This is a genomic window from Pontibacter toksunensis (assembly GCF_042686245.1).
GTDB lineage: Bacteria > Bacteroidota > Bacteroidia > Cytophagales > Hymenobacteraceae > Pontibacter > Pontibacter toksunensis.
Genome location: NZ_JBHUOX010000019.1, coordinates 93,258 through 109,501, shown reverse-complemented (window position 1 = coordinate 109,501; position 16,244 = coordinate 93,258). Strand labels below are relative to the sequence as shown.

14 protein-coding genes and 1 pseudogene are annotated in these 16,244 nt (G+C 40.9%); all 15 read right to left on the bottom strand.

The window, feature by feature from the left end; all coding sequences use genetic code 11:
* Positions 1 to 3,336: Ig-like domain-containing protein (locus ACFS7Z_RS20660; RefSeq protein ID WP_377488845.1), on the bottom strand; the 3,336-nt coding region annotated here is incomplete at its 3' end.
* Between the two features lie 670 nt (positions 3,337 to 4,006).
* The gene (locus ACFS7Z_RS20655; RefSeq protein ID WP_377488842.1) at positions 4,007 to 4,720 is read right to left on the bottom strand and encodes a porin family protein; all 714 of its coding nucleotides are present in this window, start codon (positions 4,718 to 4,720) and stop codon (positions 4,007 to 4,009) included.
* Between the two features lie 49 nt (positions 4,721 to 4,769).
* The gene (locus ACFS7Z_RS20650; RefSeq protein ID WP_377488839.1) at positions 4,770 to 6,095 is read right to left on the bottom strand and encodes a WcaI family glycosyltransferase; all 1,326 of its coding nucleotides are present in this window, start codon (positions 6,093 to 6,095) and stop codon (positions 4,770 to 4,772) included.
* Between the two features lie 472 nt (positions 6,096 to 6,567).
* Entirely contained in the window at positions 6,568 to 6,891 is a 324-nt protein-coding gene (locus ACFS7Z_RS20645) for an IS1 family transposase (RefSeq protein WP_377488836.1), read from the bottom strand.
* Positions 6,892 to 6,917: 26 nt separating this feature from the next.
* A complete protein-coding gene (locus ACFS7Z_RS20640) occupies positions 6,918 to 7,052 on the bottom strand; it encodes an IS1 family transposase (RefSeq protein ID WP_377488833.1) in 135 nt (44 codons plus the stop codon).
* A 75-nt stretch (positions 7,053 to 7,127) separates the two neighbouring features.
* The gene (locus ACFS7Z_RS20635; RefSeq protein ID WP_377488830.1) at positions 7,128 to 7,328 is read right to left on the bottom strand and encodes an IS1/IS1595 family N-terminal zinc-binding domain-containing protein; all 201 of its coding nucleotides are present in this window, start codon (positions 7,326 to 7,328) and stop codon (positions 7,128 to 7,130) included.
* 220 nt (positions 7,329 to 7,548) lie between these two features.
* Positions 7,549 to 8,445, bottom strand: coding sequence for a glycosyltransferase family 2 protein (locus ACFS7Z_RS20630; RefSeq protein ID WP_377488826.1), 897 nt, complete (start codon positions 8,443 to 8,445; stop codon positions 7,549 to 7,551).
* Between the two features lie 163 nt (positions 8,446 to 8,608).
* Positions 8,609 to 8,935: pseudogene (locus tag ACFS7Z_RS20625) on the bottom strand (glycosyltransferase 61 family protein); the annotation flags it as partial.
* 80 nt (positions 8,936 to 9,015) lie between these two features.
* Positions 9,016 to 9,279, bottom strand: coding sequence for a hypothetical protein (locus ACFS7Z_RS20620; RefSeq protein ID WP_377488823.1), 264 nt, complete (start codon positions 9,277 to 9,279; stop codon positions 9,016 to 9,018).
* A 304-nt stretch (positions 9,280 to 9,583) separates the two neighbouring features.
* Positions 9,584 to 10,177: a WcaF family extracellular polysaccharide biosynthesis acetyltransferase gene (locus tag ACFS7Z_RS20615; protein ID WP_377488820.1), complete on the bottom strand. Its 594-nt coding sequence runs from the start codon at positions 10,175 to 10,177 to the stop codon at positions 9,584 to 9,586.
* Between the two features lie 34 nt (positions 10,178 to 10,211).
* Positions 10,212 to 11,519 (bottom strand): glycosyltransferase, encoded by a 1,308-nt coding sequence (locus ACFS7Z_RS20610; RefSeq protein WP_377488818.1) that lies wholly within the window; start codon positions 11,517 to 11,519, stop codon positions 10,212 to 10,214.
* 450 nt (positions 11,520 to 11,969) lie between these two features.
* A complete protein-coding gene (locus ACFS7Z_RS20605) occupies positions 11,970 to 12,857 on the bottom strand; it encodes a class I SAM-dependent methyltransferase (RefSeq protein WP_377488816.1) in 888 nt (295 codons plus the stop codon).
* 537 nt (positions 12,858 to 13,394) lie between these two features.
* A complete protein-coding gene (locus ACFS7Z_RS20600) occupies positions 13,395 to 14,057 on the bottom strand; it encodes an acyltransferase (protein ID WP_377488814.1) in 663 nt (220 codons plus the stop codon).
* Complete coding sequence (locus ACFS7Z_RS20595; RefSeq protein WP_377488812.1) at positions 14,047 to 15,213, bottom strand: glycosyltransferase family 4 protein; 1,167 nt, start codon at positions 15,211 to 15,213, stop codon at positions 14,047 to 14,049. The genes ACFS7Z_RS20600 and ACFS7Z_RS20595 overlap by 11 nt, the downstream gene beginning before the upstream one ends.
* Positions 15,214 to 15,346: 133 nt before the next feature.
* Positions 15,347 to 16,231 carry a glycosyltransferase family 8 protein gene (locus ACFS7Z_RS20590; protein WP_377488809.1) on the bottom strand — a complete coding sequence of 295 codons (885 nt, stop codon included), beginning with the start codon at positions 16,229 to 16,231 and terminating at the stop codon, positions 15,347 to 15,349.
* Between the last annotated feature and the right edge of the window lie 13 nt (positions 16,232 to 16,244).

Below are 16,244 nucleotides of genomic sequence, written 5' to 3'. Positions count from 1 at the left end.
AGCCGAGGTGGTGACGGCGTTGCCGTTGTCAGTGGCCCTGGCCGTCAGCGAGTAGGTGCCTGCCGCCACGCCGCTCCAGCTGTAGCTGTAGGGGCTCGTCAGGTCCTCCCCCAGCTTGGTGGTGCCGCTGAAGAACTCCACCTTGCTCACTGTGCCGTCCGTATCAGAGGCAGTGGCGGCGATGTCGATGGTGGCCGGCGCCGTGTAGGTGGCGTTGTTGGCCGGGGAGGTGATGGCCACGGAGGGCGCCTGATTGGCGGCTGCGGAAACAGTGACAGTCACGGCAGCCGAGGTGGTGACGGCATTGCCGTTGTCAGTGGCCCTGGCCGTCAGCGAGTAGGTGCCTGCCGCCACGCCGCTCCAGCTGTAGCTGTAGGGGCTCGTCAGGTCCTCCCCCAGCTTGGTGGTGCCGCTGAAGAACTCCACCTTGCTCACTGTGCCGTCCGTATCAGAGGCAGTGGCGGCGATGCTGATAGTGGCCGGCGCCGTGTAGGTGGCGTTGTTGGCCGGGGAGGTAATGGCCACCGACGGAGATTGGTTTGAAGTAGTGCTGGTGTTGAACACCACGTCCACCCAGTAGTTGCTTGCCTGGTAGGAACTGGTCGGGAAGGCAGGGGTGCCGGTGTAGCGGTAGACCCCGTTGCTGCCGTCCTCCCCGTTGGCCAGGCCCTTCAGCGGCCCGTTGGTGATGGCGGTCGCCAGGCCTGAGTTGGTGGCGGAGTAATAGCCGGCGCTGCTGTGGTAGGAGACGACGTAGGTGGTGTTGGCCGAGATGGCGACAGGAGAAGAAAAGAGCACCTGCTGCCAGCCGGAGGCCGTCTCGTTGGTGAAGGTGGCCTGCGCCAGCAGGGTGCCCGTGCTGCTGTGGAGCTGCCCGATGTGGGTGCCTGAATTACCGCTCTGCTTGTAGAAGCGCACGCCTGTGATATAACCGCTTTCAGTAGAGCGAAACTTCATCCCCAATTGTATACCCTGATTATCATAATACAAGTTCCCTCCAGGTGCGTCGCCAGGCTTAAAAACCGTGCAAGGGCAAACTGCAGTAACCTTCACAGTTCGAGCTGCAGAGGTTGCTACTGCTCCCTGATTATCCGTAGCTCTGGCTGTAAGCGAGTATGTGCCTGCAGCCACATTACTCCAACCGTAACTCCAGCCATCTCCACCGTTAGAATCTACCCCAAGCAAAATATTGCCTTGGTAGAACTCAACTTTAGCAATGGTACCGTCTCCGTCTGATGCGGAAGCGGTGATGGTAATAGAAGCAGGTGCTTCATATACTGCGTTGTCGGCAGGCGCAGTAATACTCACCACCGGTTCCTGGTTTGGTTCTGCATTGACATCATAGGTAGCTACATAACTACCTGTTGAGCACGGGAAGAAAGCGTATTCTATGCCTTTTATGATTTCAGTTGTGAAGTTGACTGTCGCTCCGTTTAATTTTATACTTAACAGACGCCCGGTTGTCCCAGTTATAGGCAGCATTCCCTGCAGGCTTCGTGCACCACTTGCCACACTCACTGAAAAATTTAATGCACTACCATCCCAAATCATATTACTGAAATAGGAACCATTGCGGCCATCTAACCAGGTAAGAAGTTGCTTTGAAGAAATAACAGGCACATTGCGTGACTTTGCAGAGGAGATGATGGCATCAGACCCGCTGGAAAAATCAGCATCCGTATGCATGTTAGCACAGAACACACCATAATACCCTTCGGCACCTAACGCTTTATTAAGCAACTGATCTATTGTGTAAGGAAAGGTTTGATCAGACTCATCCGTCATTTGAGTAGTTAATTGATAGCAATCAATCAAAACTCCGTTAAGATCAGTGAAGCGCATCGGAATCCCTGATCCAGTGAACATACCGGGTCTGTCCTGAACCCATGGACTTGGCCAGTAATAGTAATTCGCATCCAGCCTGATTCCTTTGGGAGCCTCTAATTGTGGCTGGGTGTTCCAGTCACTCCAGGCAATACAATGCGTGCGGTTAGTCGTAGGGGCTGCAACACTTGGGTAGCGGGAACTGAAAGCAGCTAATTGATCGGTAAGATCTCTTTCTAGGGAAGTTGCGGTATAGTTTGCGCAATTTGTAGAAAGATGAAGCGCAACCTCAAAACCCTTTTGCTCAAAATCTTTTGCTTCGGCATCTGTGATAGGTGTGTTTGGATAAATATAAGAGGTGCCTCGTATTGCCCTCCAATCAGCCACCGCTTCAGCACTATTGTCTGAACTAAGCTGCATGTATTGATTAAACCTTGCTTTTGTTCCACCATTACCATGATCATCGCCCGTCATAACCACAGCGGCTTTAAGACCTCTGGGTAAATACCAAAAACGCGGCACCGGTTTACGCGACTGCATGGTAATGATATTTGCCAGAAGGCGTTGCTGCTCATCGGCCTGAGGAATCATCACTTTGTTCAGGTCTACCCAATCCGGGTAAAACTGATCATTGGAGCGTATAGGGCCGGGCTGGCCATCTCTTTCCTGACCTGACCAGGCTGGGTTACCCTGCCGTGTATAGACTATCGATCGGGCTAAATCATAAGTGAAAGCAACGGCTGTTCCGCCTTTATCTCCTACGGCCCGCATGGTAACGGCTGGGTAAGTTGTAGCTGTATTAGCCGCTGAATAAAGAGTGGCCAGCCTGGTCGCACCGTTCAATGTATAATAATCAGCCGTGCCCTGGTACTGGATTGTTTGGTTAACTATTCCCTTTCCTGGTCCTGATGTTGTGTTAACAAGTATGTATTTGTTGGCCAGTGTGCCACCGGCAGAAACCAGGCCTAGCAGTTGAGCCAGTTTCACATCCGGTTTTAAAGCAATTAATGTACCTCCTGCATTGGTCCAGCTGCTGAGCATGGTTACGTGCGCATCAGTTAAAGGAATGTTCCCTACAATTACCACATCATAGCTGCTCAGCATCTCAGCGGAAACAGCAGAAATATCGGATGTAGCGTATTGATTTAAGCCCTCCGCCAGTAATATCTCAGCTGGATACAAGCTAAAAGGATTAGAAGCCGCATGAATTACTAATATTGGCCCGCCAAAGCCTGCTAAAGTGGCTTTATAGGAAAAGGCGGCAACTGTTGCTTCTGACTGCTCTTTCTTCTCAGCCGTTGTTAATTTATTATCTTTTATTTCTAACAGCGCTCCAGGAATATTTTTGTTAATTGCAGCCCTGCTCCCTGTATAAGGTTCATCAAGTACGATGTTAGAAAGACCTGCTGCATTGGCAATTTTCAGTTCTGTGATAATCCCTAAAATTTTTGCAGGTGTATGGTGAAAAGTTAAAAACTGTGCGGAAGCAACGAAGATGGTTGAGAAAACCATTATAGGTAAAAATAGTTGCTTCCATAATATAGTAAGTATAGTTTTTGAATTCATGATCATAGGGTTAAGGATCAGTAGACTTAATAAAATTGTTATGATTAAACATCACTTTTTAGAATCACCAATTTTCTGAAGGAGCTTATAACCTGGGCAGCCGGATTGCTAATGCGTCACTATAAATCCTTTCCTATAAAATTGCCTCCCGCTTTATTAAGATTATCTACAACTAACAGTATGTGGAGTTATGGTATAAATTCTAAAACAACTTCTCTTTAAATTAATCTGAATCTTAAGGTAAGAACAGTTAACCTATGGCAATAATAATATTGGTTATTAGAATGATGTACAGAGTAGCTTATCAGTATTATACGAATATAAATTTTTGTTATATAAGTGCTATTATCTTTTATGATGAATGACTGTTGAAAGCTGGCAAAGGACCTACTAAAGCATGCAAAATAAAAAATCCACTTGCTGAATGTAGTGGAGAATATGATGTAGTAAAGCATATAAAACACCTCCGCTACTCTTTATAAATTAATAATATATGTTTTAAAATTATTAATATAGAATGTTGAAAGCTTAGTAAGAACTAAAACTTATTAGCAGGTACTTTCAAACAATAACGTTTGTTAATGCAGGTCAAAGCAGCATCATAAACCTGCTTGAGCTATTTGAATGGCATAATGATAAAAGAAAGCTGTACTATTTCCAGCTTAAATTCTTTAGTTGATTCGCGAATTCTTATCCCTATATGATTTATTCCGTTGATATATCTCGCTTCGAGACAAAAAGTTTCTGACACTTTGTAGGCAACACCTGCTACCGCACCAAAACCTCGTACTTCTGTTTCATGAACAATGTTTATAGACTTATCAGCATCGTTTTTTGTTACCTGTAAAAGCAAATCAAACTGGCAACCTGCCTGCAAAGCGAATTTATCTAATACTTTATACTTCAGCAGCACTGGGAGTGACAAATAGCTAAACCTGTAACTGACGCCATCGTTAACGAGTTCACCTCCCAAAGAGGAAAATAAATACTCTTGCTGAAGATGCAGGTTCTTATAGATCGGCACTTCTAATAACAAGCCACCTGCATATCCGTACTTCCAGACTGTCTCAATTGGCACAGCTGGCTTTGGGAATCCCTTGTTGAAGTTGGTGTTAGACAAACCTATAACAGATTTGAACCCAAACCTGGCTTTGCGGTTATTGGCTGATGCAGGCGGGGCATCTTTGGTAAGTATAACATGTTGGCCTGTTATAGCTAAAGAATCAAGCACAACATGTACACCCAGTGTTATGATATCGATATTTTTACCCTCCGTTACAGGGAGATATAAACTAGTAAGTAGCAGAACAATTAGTGCATGGCGGCGCATATTAAAAATTTTTAGTGAAGTTCAGGTAGACTTTCTTTATTACATCCGATTAGCCACCACTTGTTGCCATGTGAGGCTTGTGCCGTTTAGTCTGCTCTCCTTTTGTGTTTGTACAGTTCTTAAGCACCTGTTTATTATAAGTCCCCATAATCTTATCAATAGATAAATGCTCTTCCGCATAAGCACGCGCATTTTCCCTTATCGAATCGTGGTTCTCTGAAATAGCTTTCCAGATACCTGAGTTAAGAGCCTGCTGGTTTTCAGGTTCTATTAACAGTCCTATATTATGCTGACTCACACTAGTGTGTAAACCTGTTCCTTTATGTGCAGTTATCAAAGCCAGCCCTCCTACTCCCAGCACAGTGGTAAGTTTAGAAGGCATCACAAGATCCCCTGCATTTGATTTTTGTATAATCAAATGAACATCGGCAAGGTTCAGGAATAGGTTAAAGCTTTCAGATGGCTGCAGGGGGAAAAAAAAGACGTTCTTCAATGCCATTTTTGCTGACAGCAGGCTTAACTTTTCTTTATATGGGCCTGAACCACATATGATAAATTTCAATTCAATATGCTTTTCAAACGACTTGGCTGCATGCAAGATCGCTTCTAGGCCCTGCTTTTCTCCTATAGCACCCGAGTACAAAATAATTTTATCTAATGGTTTAAACCCGTAACTTTCTTTTAAAGTACTCTTATTTTTTATCGGGAAATAAAGCCTACAGTCTGTCCAGTTGGCGCACAGGAAAATATCCTTTTTTGCCTTCATTTTTATATTACGGACCATACCCTCAGAAATGCTACTGATGGCGTCTGACTTATCTAAAATATACTTTTCTAGTCTAAATAATAATTTAAGGACTGACTGAGATGTAATCATTTTCAAATCTCTGGCGGCTTCAATCTGCATGTCCTGAATGTGGTAAAGCAACACAGCCTTACGGCACATTTTATAAAACACGCCTAACAAGCCAAACTGAAAGCATGGCACAACAGTGATCACATAATCAAATTTCTTGTTAAAAAGTAACTGGCATATTTTGAAGAAAGCTGAAATAAGAAAAGACAAGTCTAATGCTATACGTTTAAGTCCTGTAGGGACTGCAGGCACATAAATCGGACATCTATTTACTTTTACTTTAGTGCCTCCCACTCTTTGGTACTCTGTGCAGTACCAGAACTTTTTTGTAATATACTTGCCATCAACCTTCCATTGTGGATAATACGGGTAAGCCGTGACTACCTCACATTCATAACCGTGCTGTGCTAACCAAGCAATCATCTCCCCGCTGTACTTCCCGATACCAGTAGGCTCTGGATAATAGTTATACCCAATCAGAAGTATTCTTTTTTCCATAAATACCCATTGTTCTTTCAAAACGTTAATGTAATAGCAAACAGGCTTGCTGGCTAAAAATAGTTGATTTCTACAGATGTTGTTTTATAAATTTCTTACAAATAAATATAAATTAAATTTAGCAAATAAAATGACACTTTTATACTAACTACTATTTTAATATATAAATAGTATAAATTTTTAGTGAAAGAGCCATATAAAGGGACAAACGAAATGGATAGTATAGTGAAGACAATTGGGTAATACACAATAGTAATCAACTGAGCCAACTGGTGCATATCGTTAGGGAAACTGAAGTTCCTGAGAAACTAGGGGAATGAACTTTGATAGGCCTAGAGGAAAGTAGCAATTTACCAACTCTCCAGCTGCTTTGATCAATTCGATAAGAAAAATTTATTGCCTAAAGGAGATCTGTAACTCATTTGTAAGGGTTTATTTATGTTTATAAGTTACAAGCAAAGAACACTGAAAGATGTAAAAGGCGTTATAATTTTTAAAACAACAGAGAAGGGTGGAGAGCGTTACTGTACTTAAAGTAAGGATGGTGTTTTTGCCAATTTATCAATGTTATAGTTGTACAAGAAGTATTGTATGTCAATAGGTTATTATTCCAGGACCTGGAGAAATAAGGGGTATTTCTCACCAGTCTTGCACGGCGTTGGCGCAGAGGGTTGTTGAGCCGCTCCATCTTTGTCGTCTCATTTTTGCCCTCTGCCTGGTGCTGCCCTTTTGCAAAGACGGCCCCATAAGCCTCTAGTCCATCAGTAAAAACCAGCGCTTTCTCCCGTAGTTTGAGTGGGATGCTCAGCCACAACACTTTAGCTCCTTGTGTGTTTCACTCACCTAGATTAGACCCACCACCAGCCCTGCCTCTCGCTCCACGGCTAGCCACAGCCATATAGGACAGTCTTTGGCTCCTATAAAGCTCCATTTTTCGTCTGTCTCCACACACAGCAGTTCTATCTCTGTCCCTGCCAACTTACCTTGCGGCAGTTGCTCATCATCCTGCTACCAAAGCGCCTTCACACGCGGAACCAGCCAGCCCATATTCACTTATAGGTTACGGGCCATGGCATGCAAGGAAACACGCTCCAACAGCAACGACTTTAACAATTCATTACCACCATAAAGCTTCTCAGGCGCTCGCTCTACTGCCTGCCTGCAGCAGTAACGGCATTTATAGTTCTGCTTTCCGTAGTAGCTTTTACCGTTTTTAACTATCTTGAGGCTATGGCAGTGAGAACAGGTGGTCATATAAAATAAAGGTTTGGCGATCTCTATTTTATAACTCCTGCTTCTCATTGCTTATTTCTCAAAAAGCACATCCTTACTTCTAGTACACTACCTGTAGAGCAGATTAACAGCCTTCGGATGAAATGGCAACATCTTTCCAAAGCAGTATTGAAATAATAAAAATATTAGGTCTAGCTATTTATGGTATTTGTCAATTCATCAATAACTTCATTCAAATTGGCTATTCACATTTTTTGTATACACCTAATAATTTATCATCACAATGCCTGCCTTGTTTCCACCTTTCAATGTTCAATGAAGGTTCTTCTTCATACATAGATTTCCTAATCTCCCTCATCTTAACCTGAGTCATAAATTCAACTATAGCTATATTAATACAATAGATAAGGCCAGGTACTCCTTCTAAAAAACCAAAGTTATAAAAGTAAGCATGACAGAACCGCAAAACTGGCCAACCTGGAATCCTACTCAACCAAGCCTTAAGTGCTGGATTGCGAACACTACCGTGACCGGCGAAAATGATTTTAAAAGGTGGTTTATGTAAGCGTACTTTAGCTTCTAAGGTAGAGTATCTATTATGGCGATCATACCATTCGCTCCACCCTTTTGACATACTATAATGGAGATATGGTACTTTGATATATTCAATTCGCCCCTCAACTTTATCCTCTTTCTGACCATGGCCAACGTCTTTGAATCTTGCCATTCCAACTCGCATCAGGCGGAATTGCCACTTAGGAAAAGTATCGCAGTGCTTTAGCCATTTTCCTTCATACATCATCTTCCAGCAACAGTAAAAACCTGCGACTTGATCATCGGCTTTATCAATTGCACTCAAAATTGCTTCACGAAAATTTGCTGTTGCAACCTCATCTGCATCTAGAAATAAAACCCAATTATGCTTTATTTCTAGATTATCTAAAGCAAAGTTTCTTTGCTGCCCAAAGCTTGTAAATGTATTGAACGATATTTTAGCTCCAAACTTCTGAGCTAGCTCTATTGTCCTATCCATGCTTCCAGAATCAAGTACATGAACATCATCAGACCACAATACTGAGTTCAAGCACCTCAATATATCATTCTCTTCGTTTTTTGTTAAAACAATTACAGAAACCATAATTTACGCTGAAATAAGGTAAACAATACTTTATACAACATACTATACATCAAACTACTCATTACTTAAATATCCCCACTTATGGCATCAGAAAAAATAAAGCACGGTGCTTTCACAAAATTTCAATTTTATATTCTACATTATTTAAAACTTTCCTTGTTATTTATGATGTTCGATTCAGTCCAAGAATGGAGTTTCGTTTTATAAGAATTAATCTACCTTTCATAAGGACAAGATTCTGTAAATTTGCAGGGTGACGCTCCTCAACCTTTTTCACTGGAGGTAAACATATAGGTTCAAGTTGCAAATCACAGGTCTTAGCGATCTCTAAGTAATATTCAGGAGGTTTATGACTACTCCTAAGTTCAACAATAAGCATGCTTTCTTCACAAAACAATATGTTTGCAAGTGCTGCACCATGTAATGCAACAACAATTTTGGCACCTGCTAAGGCTTTTATCTGTTCTACTAACGAAATTTGTTCGGGATAAAGAAATTGAAAAGCCTAACTCTTGTAGCATTACAATAAGACTCTCTTCTCCTATCAGACTCCTCGTGCGTTGCTTTTTCTTACCAGGTATACTCATTATGCTTTAATACAAACTTAGATACTCCCTTGAAATCCTGGTGATCTATTTTGCTACAGATGATTCCTACTTCTTCATCAACTACAGGATGTTCTTGTACTTCCATGTCTAACTGGCTCAACTGTTCCTCATCAATCCATTCGTATTCACCAACTCCTACTTGAAATAACGCTATCTTCCGTAGCGGGGAACCATCCTTCAGTTGTTTCCCTAAAATATAAACTTTATAGCTTAACCAATATCCCACTTTATTATCATCCTGCTCTAGTGCTTTTTTGGAAGCTCATTTTTGGACGCATCTGTTAAGTACTCATCAGCATTCAAGAAGAGAATCCATTTTGTTTTGGGGTTTGAGTTCTCAGGAACCAGTTTCGTTTTTTGGAAATTTTCCATTCCAAATAAATTCTACAACCGCAGCTCCAAATTCTCTTACCAGTTCTCTCGTATGGTCTGTACTACCTGAATCTATCACAACAACATAGTGCTATAGTTAAATCAGGTACCAAAGACACTTGAAGTTAAAAATTAAGGTCTGCGAGAACATTCATCTCCTAACAAACAGTGCTGCTTTCATCCAGAGGAACAGCACTACTTCTTCCACTTCCTGACAATATTCTTTCTTTTATGGGCTTACATGGATGACCTGCACATACCATCCATGCCGGCATGTCCTGCGTTACAACTGCACGCGCACCAATAACACACCCTTCCCCAATTGTGATACCCGGATGTATAAAAGTCTCTGCTGCAATCCAAGCGTTATCACCTATAGTAATAGGCATTGTTACAAGAGGGAAACCGGACTTTGTATAATCATGTGTGCCAGCGCATAGATGTGCTCCTTGCGAGACAACAGCCTGCATGCCAATAGTGATTGCTCCCATTGAGTAAAGTATCGCACCATTTGCAACACCACACTCATCTTTTAACACCAGGTTCCAAGGCGCCCAAATATTTACTTTAGGGTATACGTGAACGCCATGGCCAACCTTTGCTCCGAACAAGCGAAGCAGAAACGCCCTCCACTCATGTAAAGGTTTTGGGCTAAACCGAAACAGTAGCACGTAAACCAAACCCCATATAACCCTTCCTACTCTATTACGCAGAGAAAATGAAGCACCTGTATGAGTATTTTGATTGTACATAATGCCATTTTGTATAATATAATCTCTTCAAGAACTAAGCAGCAATAGCTTTAACCAAGCGCCTGGCAAACTGATTAATGGAGAAAAAGCTTTCGTAAGCTCTCCTTGCCCCTTGACCTAATATGATTTTCTCATCTGATGATAAATCTAACCATGTCTTTAGTAGCTTATATACTTCCTCCGGTGTATCATCTACTACTAAAGCACCGCCTGATTTCATTATTTCCCTCCAGATGTTTACTTGCTTCGTTATAAGTACAGGCTTCTTACAGGCTAATGCTTCAACCACAGCAATACCAAAATTCTCCTGATGGCTGGGCAGCACAAAAGCTTCACATCCATAGAAGGCACCCCATTTTGCATCTCCCGAAAGCATACCGGTAAAAATAACAGCACTTTGTAATACTTTACTTGATGCTACTAGTTCACGTACCTCCTGCCCAAAAGCCGTTTCTTCTCCCGGACCTGCTATTACCAGTTTAGGGAAAGAAGTAATAGCTTGCTGATTCGGTGTAATTGAATTTCCTCCGGCATCTAAAAATACAGGCTGAACCTCCGGAAGTGCACCCACCACATTTTTATATGCCTTTAGCAACAGGTCAAGTCCTTTTTTACGATGGATTCTGCTAAGAAAAAGAAAGTAAGGCTGACCTTCTAGGGTTGGGCACTCCTCCTGGAAAGCCCTCTTCATTTGAAGGGTATATGGTGGGGGCGCTGTAATTCCTAAGCCAACGCTGATTTCTTGCTTGGGCTTATAGGGCTTGAACGTCTCACGCGCAAGGTGCAATTCTTCCTGGCAGGTAAAAAGTAAACCATCTGCCTCATTAACCACCTTCGATTCTATCAATGCCCAGTAAAAAACATTGCGCAAAGCTTTTAGCTTTCTTTCTGGCGCCCGCTGAAAGTAAGGGTCCAGCATACCGTGCGGCATAATATATACCTTCGGAACCCTACCCCCTCCTGCAATCTTTTTATTTTTTAACTGCTGCACCGCCCTGGAAACAGCATAGCTATGGTAGAGCCAAAGTCCATGTATAATGATACAGTCATACCGGAATACATTAATTGAGAACCAGGATAGAAGTGTTTTGCTGTAGCACCAGGAAGTCTTGCCTGGACCAAAGCAGTATAGCTTGAACAAATCTTTTCCTATAAAAGGTGCTTTAGGGGAATCGAGGCAAACAATTTCGTTAGTAACGCCTAGACTTTCTAACTCTGGCACTATATTCCTTATCACCTGACAAGGACCACCAGTCAAAGGATCCAAGCTTCCGATTACATGTAACAACTTCATTTGATAGTATTCACGTTCCTGTTCAGCAGCATTATTGGAGTGCCACACTTCCTTCTAATCAATTTACTATCCAGATTTAAATGAAAAACCTCGCTAAGGCATTATATAATTATTCCTATATAAACAAAGAATCTTCTCTTGTTCTATCGCAACATATCATTTCTGAGACAGATACTGCTGATTACTTAAACTTGATACAATATACACTTCAAAATAGCATAAACAAATTTAGTACATATTATTATTATTTAATTTATAGAAAATAACTATAAATGCTTTATAAGTAGAGGAAAACAGGTGCTAGTCAATAAAATTTAAGACTGTTTACTCCATAAAAATATATTACTTAGTTTTAACTAATATAAAAGTGCCTGCTTCTATTCTACACCTTATCAGTAAGGTTTAAAATATAGGCAGGCACCAACCTTATGTCAAGACTCAGTTAACAAGCTCTTTCCACAAGACTTTTACCATAGTGGCAGCATTTTACCTTTTACTTCAGGCAGCTTGCTTGTTTTTCCTTTTCTTTGCTACACACATCAGTGTAAGAGCACTATGGTCTGCATTAGGGTTTCTTCCTGAAAGGATGTTACCTAGTCTGTACTTAAATTCTGCCTTGCCTTTTTTACCCTGCAACACCTCAGCGCCTAGATGATGATTATGAGGATAAACGTTTACCTCAAACCCAAGAGGAGCCAACGTTTTCATGAAGAAATCTTTTGTTACACCGTGTCCAGGCTTATGGTGAATTTCACATGCTAAGCCCCAAGACTGTTGGCTGTCTGTTTTATGAAAGCCGTGGCCTGTTAATTTATAAACATATAGTCTGGCATTCCAGAGTAACTTTGCAAAGCCTTTGTAATTCCAGGCGCTAAGCTGTGGATCGTGATCAGTTATAATTGTTCCACCTGGTTTTACCAGTCGGGCTGCTTCTTTCAATAGTGCCTCCATATCTTCGCAGTGATGAAGGGCAGCATTCAGCACTACAACATCAGCAAATTCTGAAATAAAAGGAAGTTTTGTTGCATCAGCCAAAAGAGGAACATAGCCTTGCTTTCCTGCTAACAATAAGGAGCCAGGAGCTACATCTACACCTATAATAAGCTTTGGCTTTCCCTGAAGAGTAGCATATACGTTTCCGGGACCACAACCTATGTCTACAACAACCTTATCATTCCAGTCTCCCACAGCAGCAGACCACCTGCATCTGAAAGCATCACTTCTGTGGCAGTAAGTTAGGTATTCTTCTGCCCATTCGGGATGATTAAAGTAATAAATGTTTGCCCTCAATCCTTCAGATTGATCTTCGATAGGACACTCCAAGTAATTATCAGTTTCTACTACTGGTGCATCTGGCAGCAGATAAGATGAAATTTTAGCTTTCATATAAAAATAAACTGGTTGGTGTCGAAGAACTAGAGTGAAGAAGGTATGAGTATAGCAGGTGCGTTAAATTAAATGTATAAATTATTTACATAAAACATAAAATAATAATAATATTTATTGTAAAAATTAATATTTTAAATGTAAAATGGGTATATAGATGGGTAAAGCATTATGTTTTCTTATTGGGATTACTTAACTTATTTAGCAGAATAAACCATAAAACTCATTAATGCTTAAACTACACGATATAATTAGTGATGTATGAAATCTGTGAAGTTTTGTGAGTTCGCTCTATTTAAGCTTTACTTGTAAAAAAATGTATAAGAGGAAGAGGTTCTTTTCAAGCTGTTTCGCACGAACAAGGTCAAAACATTACATTAGCCAACATGATCATCCTCATTGTTATATCGCCAGTGCGCATGCAGTTTCATAATGAGCATTTAATAAAATCCAACAGTGCAATCCTTAAAATTAAATAAAGTCATAAAGGTATTATTCTACACCCCCATTGATGCAAAATGTCTGGTTTCATTTTTTCTAGTAAACAAAACCGCTTTTCCTTGTAAAATACTTAGATTCTCTATTAATCTCTTTTACTGCTTTTGCCGGAACTCCACCGTAAAGCGTCCATTCATCTAAGAACTTTTTATTTAATAAAGACTTTGCCCCAAGAACAGAGCGTGGAGGTAAAACAGCCCCACCTAAAACAACAACATTGGTACCAACAAAGGTATATTCACCAATTACGATGGGTAAGCTATCTTGAATATTTTCAGAAACATTTATAGAATGAGTAAGGAATTGAGAATTATATCCTGCAACGGTTGCGAATTGGCCTATACTGATTTCGTTAGTGCAATCTAAATGATGATTTTTAGTGATGGATGCCGAATGGCCTAATTTCAGGGCAGCACAACGGTCATTCTGGTGCTGAAAATGTGGCGATTTTCCAGATGTTGGAAAGCCCGTAATCCAATTTCCGCGACCAATTGTTGCAGTTTTATCCATCTCAATCAAATCTAAATGAATAGCAACAGTGAAATGATCAATTTTTGCTCCAGCTGCCATTATAAGCTTTTTGGGGAAAACCCAAGCGAAACCTATATGAGCACTCGGATGTATTTTGTAATTATACCATCGCTCTAAAACGCGTCTCCTTAAGTTCCAAGGAAGGAAAAAAGTTAAAATTTTAAGCAACATGTAAATCAGACTTGTAACTACCTAATCCATATAACTCAAGGTAAGATTCTATCATTTGCTTCGTTTGAAAACGTAGTGCATTTTCCAAACCCAGTTTAATGAGTTTAGACCGGATATCCTCATTCTGCAAAGTATTGAATGCCTGTGCAAAATCCTGAGGTCTGCTTGGGTCTACATGCAATGCAGCACCTCCGCTTACCTCAGGCATTGGTTCAATATTACTGGCAATTACAGGTGCTCCACATGCTTGTGCCTCTATCAAAGGCCATCCAAAACCTTCTGAAAATGAGGGGAATATAAATGCTTCACAACCATTATACAGAGCTACCAAAGTGGAATGGCTGGGGCTCACAACAAAATAAACGCGTTCCTGTAATGAAAGTGAGTAAACATGTGAAACTAAGTCCTTATCAGGAGCTTCCCCAGCAAAACAGATATTACCATTCCAACCACTGCCAAGGCAATCAACCATATCAAGAAGGAGCTTTCGGTTTTTCCGAGGCAATCCTGATCCCACATGTAGAACAAATGGTTCTTTCGGATTAATACCAGCTTTATGAAGTAAGGAGTTTCTCTCCTGTTCCTCCATAATTCTGAATTCGGCATTGAATGCATTGTGAATGACCCGCCAAGTATTTAGGTGGGTCTTATCAACTTGAGCTAGATTTTGCAACTGATGGAGTGTCTGTTCAGAAACAGCGGCAAGCCTATTAGCTTTCAACAAATATTTCAAGATCCATTTTTGAAGGATTTTACCAAATAATGACGCTTTACAATGAGTGTCCTTGTCTCCCAAAGCACCCCTGATTGCCAGTACGTCGTGACATGTGATTCCCGTATTAAAATTAGGAAGAAACTGAAGATAAGGGGCATTAGAGTGATCACAAATATGGAAAAGAACTGCTTTATTATCTAAGCCTAAGCGTCTAACCCGCCACCATAAAATTATTGGATACAACAACCATTTATCAATGTATCCTATCCATTTACCAACACCAGATGTTGTAGATTTAGCCATTGCACCAAAACATTCCACAGGTCGCCAGAATTCTAATTCTAGCCCTGTCTTACGAAGACCCATAACAAGCATATCAGCAAAACGGTCCATGCTTTCTTGCCGGTCAAGTTGATAATTTCCGATTAAGATAATTTTCATTTTCTTTTATAAAGCCCTACCTCATAAAGTACACAGTTGCCAGTCTTTACTGCTTGTTCATTTTTAGCTGAGAATAAAGATTTATATTTCTTGAATATATTGTCGCGTATATTAATTTTTTAATGATTCCCAGCTAAATATTAAATTTATTCAGTATGCACCGCGTGTACGAGCGGCGCAAATTCCATAATCTCTTTAAATTACTGATTTTGACCGGAGTAAAATAATTAAGCCACTCCTGATCAGTATACTTCATCCATGTTTGATACCCGTTGTGAATGAGGCGCCCCAAAGGATCCCATGGTTTAGGAGATCCAACAAAATGGAAGATCATATTATCAGAGACATTTGGTTTAGGCCTGTGAGAAGGCCATTCGCAATTAAACGATCTCGGAAGCTTTGCAAAGTGGCCGGCACAATAAATATTTAAAAGCGACTGGTCGTGAGAGGGGAGATTCATTGCAAATTTCTTTGCAATGTTAAAGCATTCTTCCTTTACACTTCTTAAGCGCCAATCTTTTAAATTAATCAATAGTACACCCGAATTGAAGTACTCCAAATCTGGAGACAAACCCACCTTACCGGTGTAGAATCTGTTACCTAATGTGTATTTGAAAAAGCCACTGCTGACGGCCGCCAAAGGCTGCCCCTGAAAATCAAATACAACCAGTTCTTTTAATACGTCTAACTCAACTACAAGATCAGAATCCAGATACAATACTTGATCTTCGTCAATGAAATCTGCCAACAATAACCGTCCATAGGCAGTCCAATCACCATGAAGAGAGTTTAAAGAACCAAAAACAGTACTAGGACTAAAATCAATAAACCTATAACTACCCTTATAATCTTCCTTTAGAAGAAGTTTCTTAATTTGCATTTTATCTTCATTTGACAGCCCTTCACATAAAAACCAGAGTACTAGCTTTTCTGGCTGAGAACAGTTACGGAGAAGAGAAAGAACAGTAGTTCCTAATCCTATCATACCAAAATGATTAATACAGAATGCTATGTTCATACAAAAATTTTTA

Coding starts and splice junctions, on each gene's coding strand:
- ACFS7Z_RS20655 (WP_377488842.1), bottom strand. CDS start 4,720: ATGCGCCGCCATGCACTAATTGTTCTGCTACTTACTAGTTTATATCTC.
- ACFS7Z_RS20635 (WP_377488830.1), bottom strand. CDS start 7,328: ATGACCACCTGTTCTCACTGCCATAGCCTCAAGATAGTTAAAAACGGT.
- ACFS7Z_RS20630 (WP_377488826.1), bottom strand. CDS start 8,445: ATGGTTTCTGTAATTGTTTTAACAAAAAACGAAGAGAATGATATATTG.
- ACFS7Z_RS20615 (WP_377488820.1), bottom strand. CDS start 10,177: ATGTACAATCAAAATACTCATACAGGTGCTTCATTTTCTCTGCGTAAT.
- ACFS7Z_RS20605 (WP_377488816.1), bottom strand. CDS start 12,857: ATGAAAGCTAAAATTTCATCTTATCTGCTGCCAGATGCACCAGTAGTA.
- ACFS7Z_RS20600 (WP_377488814.1), bottom strand. CDS start 14,057: ATGTTGCTTAAAATTTTAACTTTTTTCCTTCCTTGGAACTTAAGGAGA.
- ACFS7Z_RS20595 (WP_377488812.1), bottom strand. CDS start 15,213: ATGAAAATTATCTTAATCGGAAATTATCAACTTGACCGGCAAGAAAGC.
- ACFS7Z_RS20590 (WP_377488809.1), bottom strand. CDS start 16,231: ATGAACATAGCATTCTGTATTAATCATTTTGGTATGATAGGATTAGGA.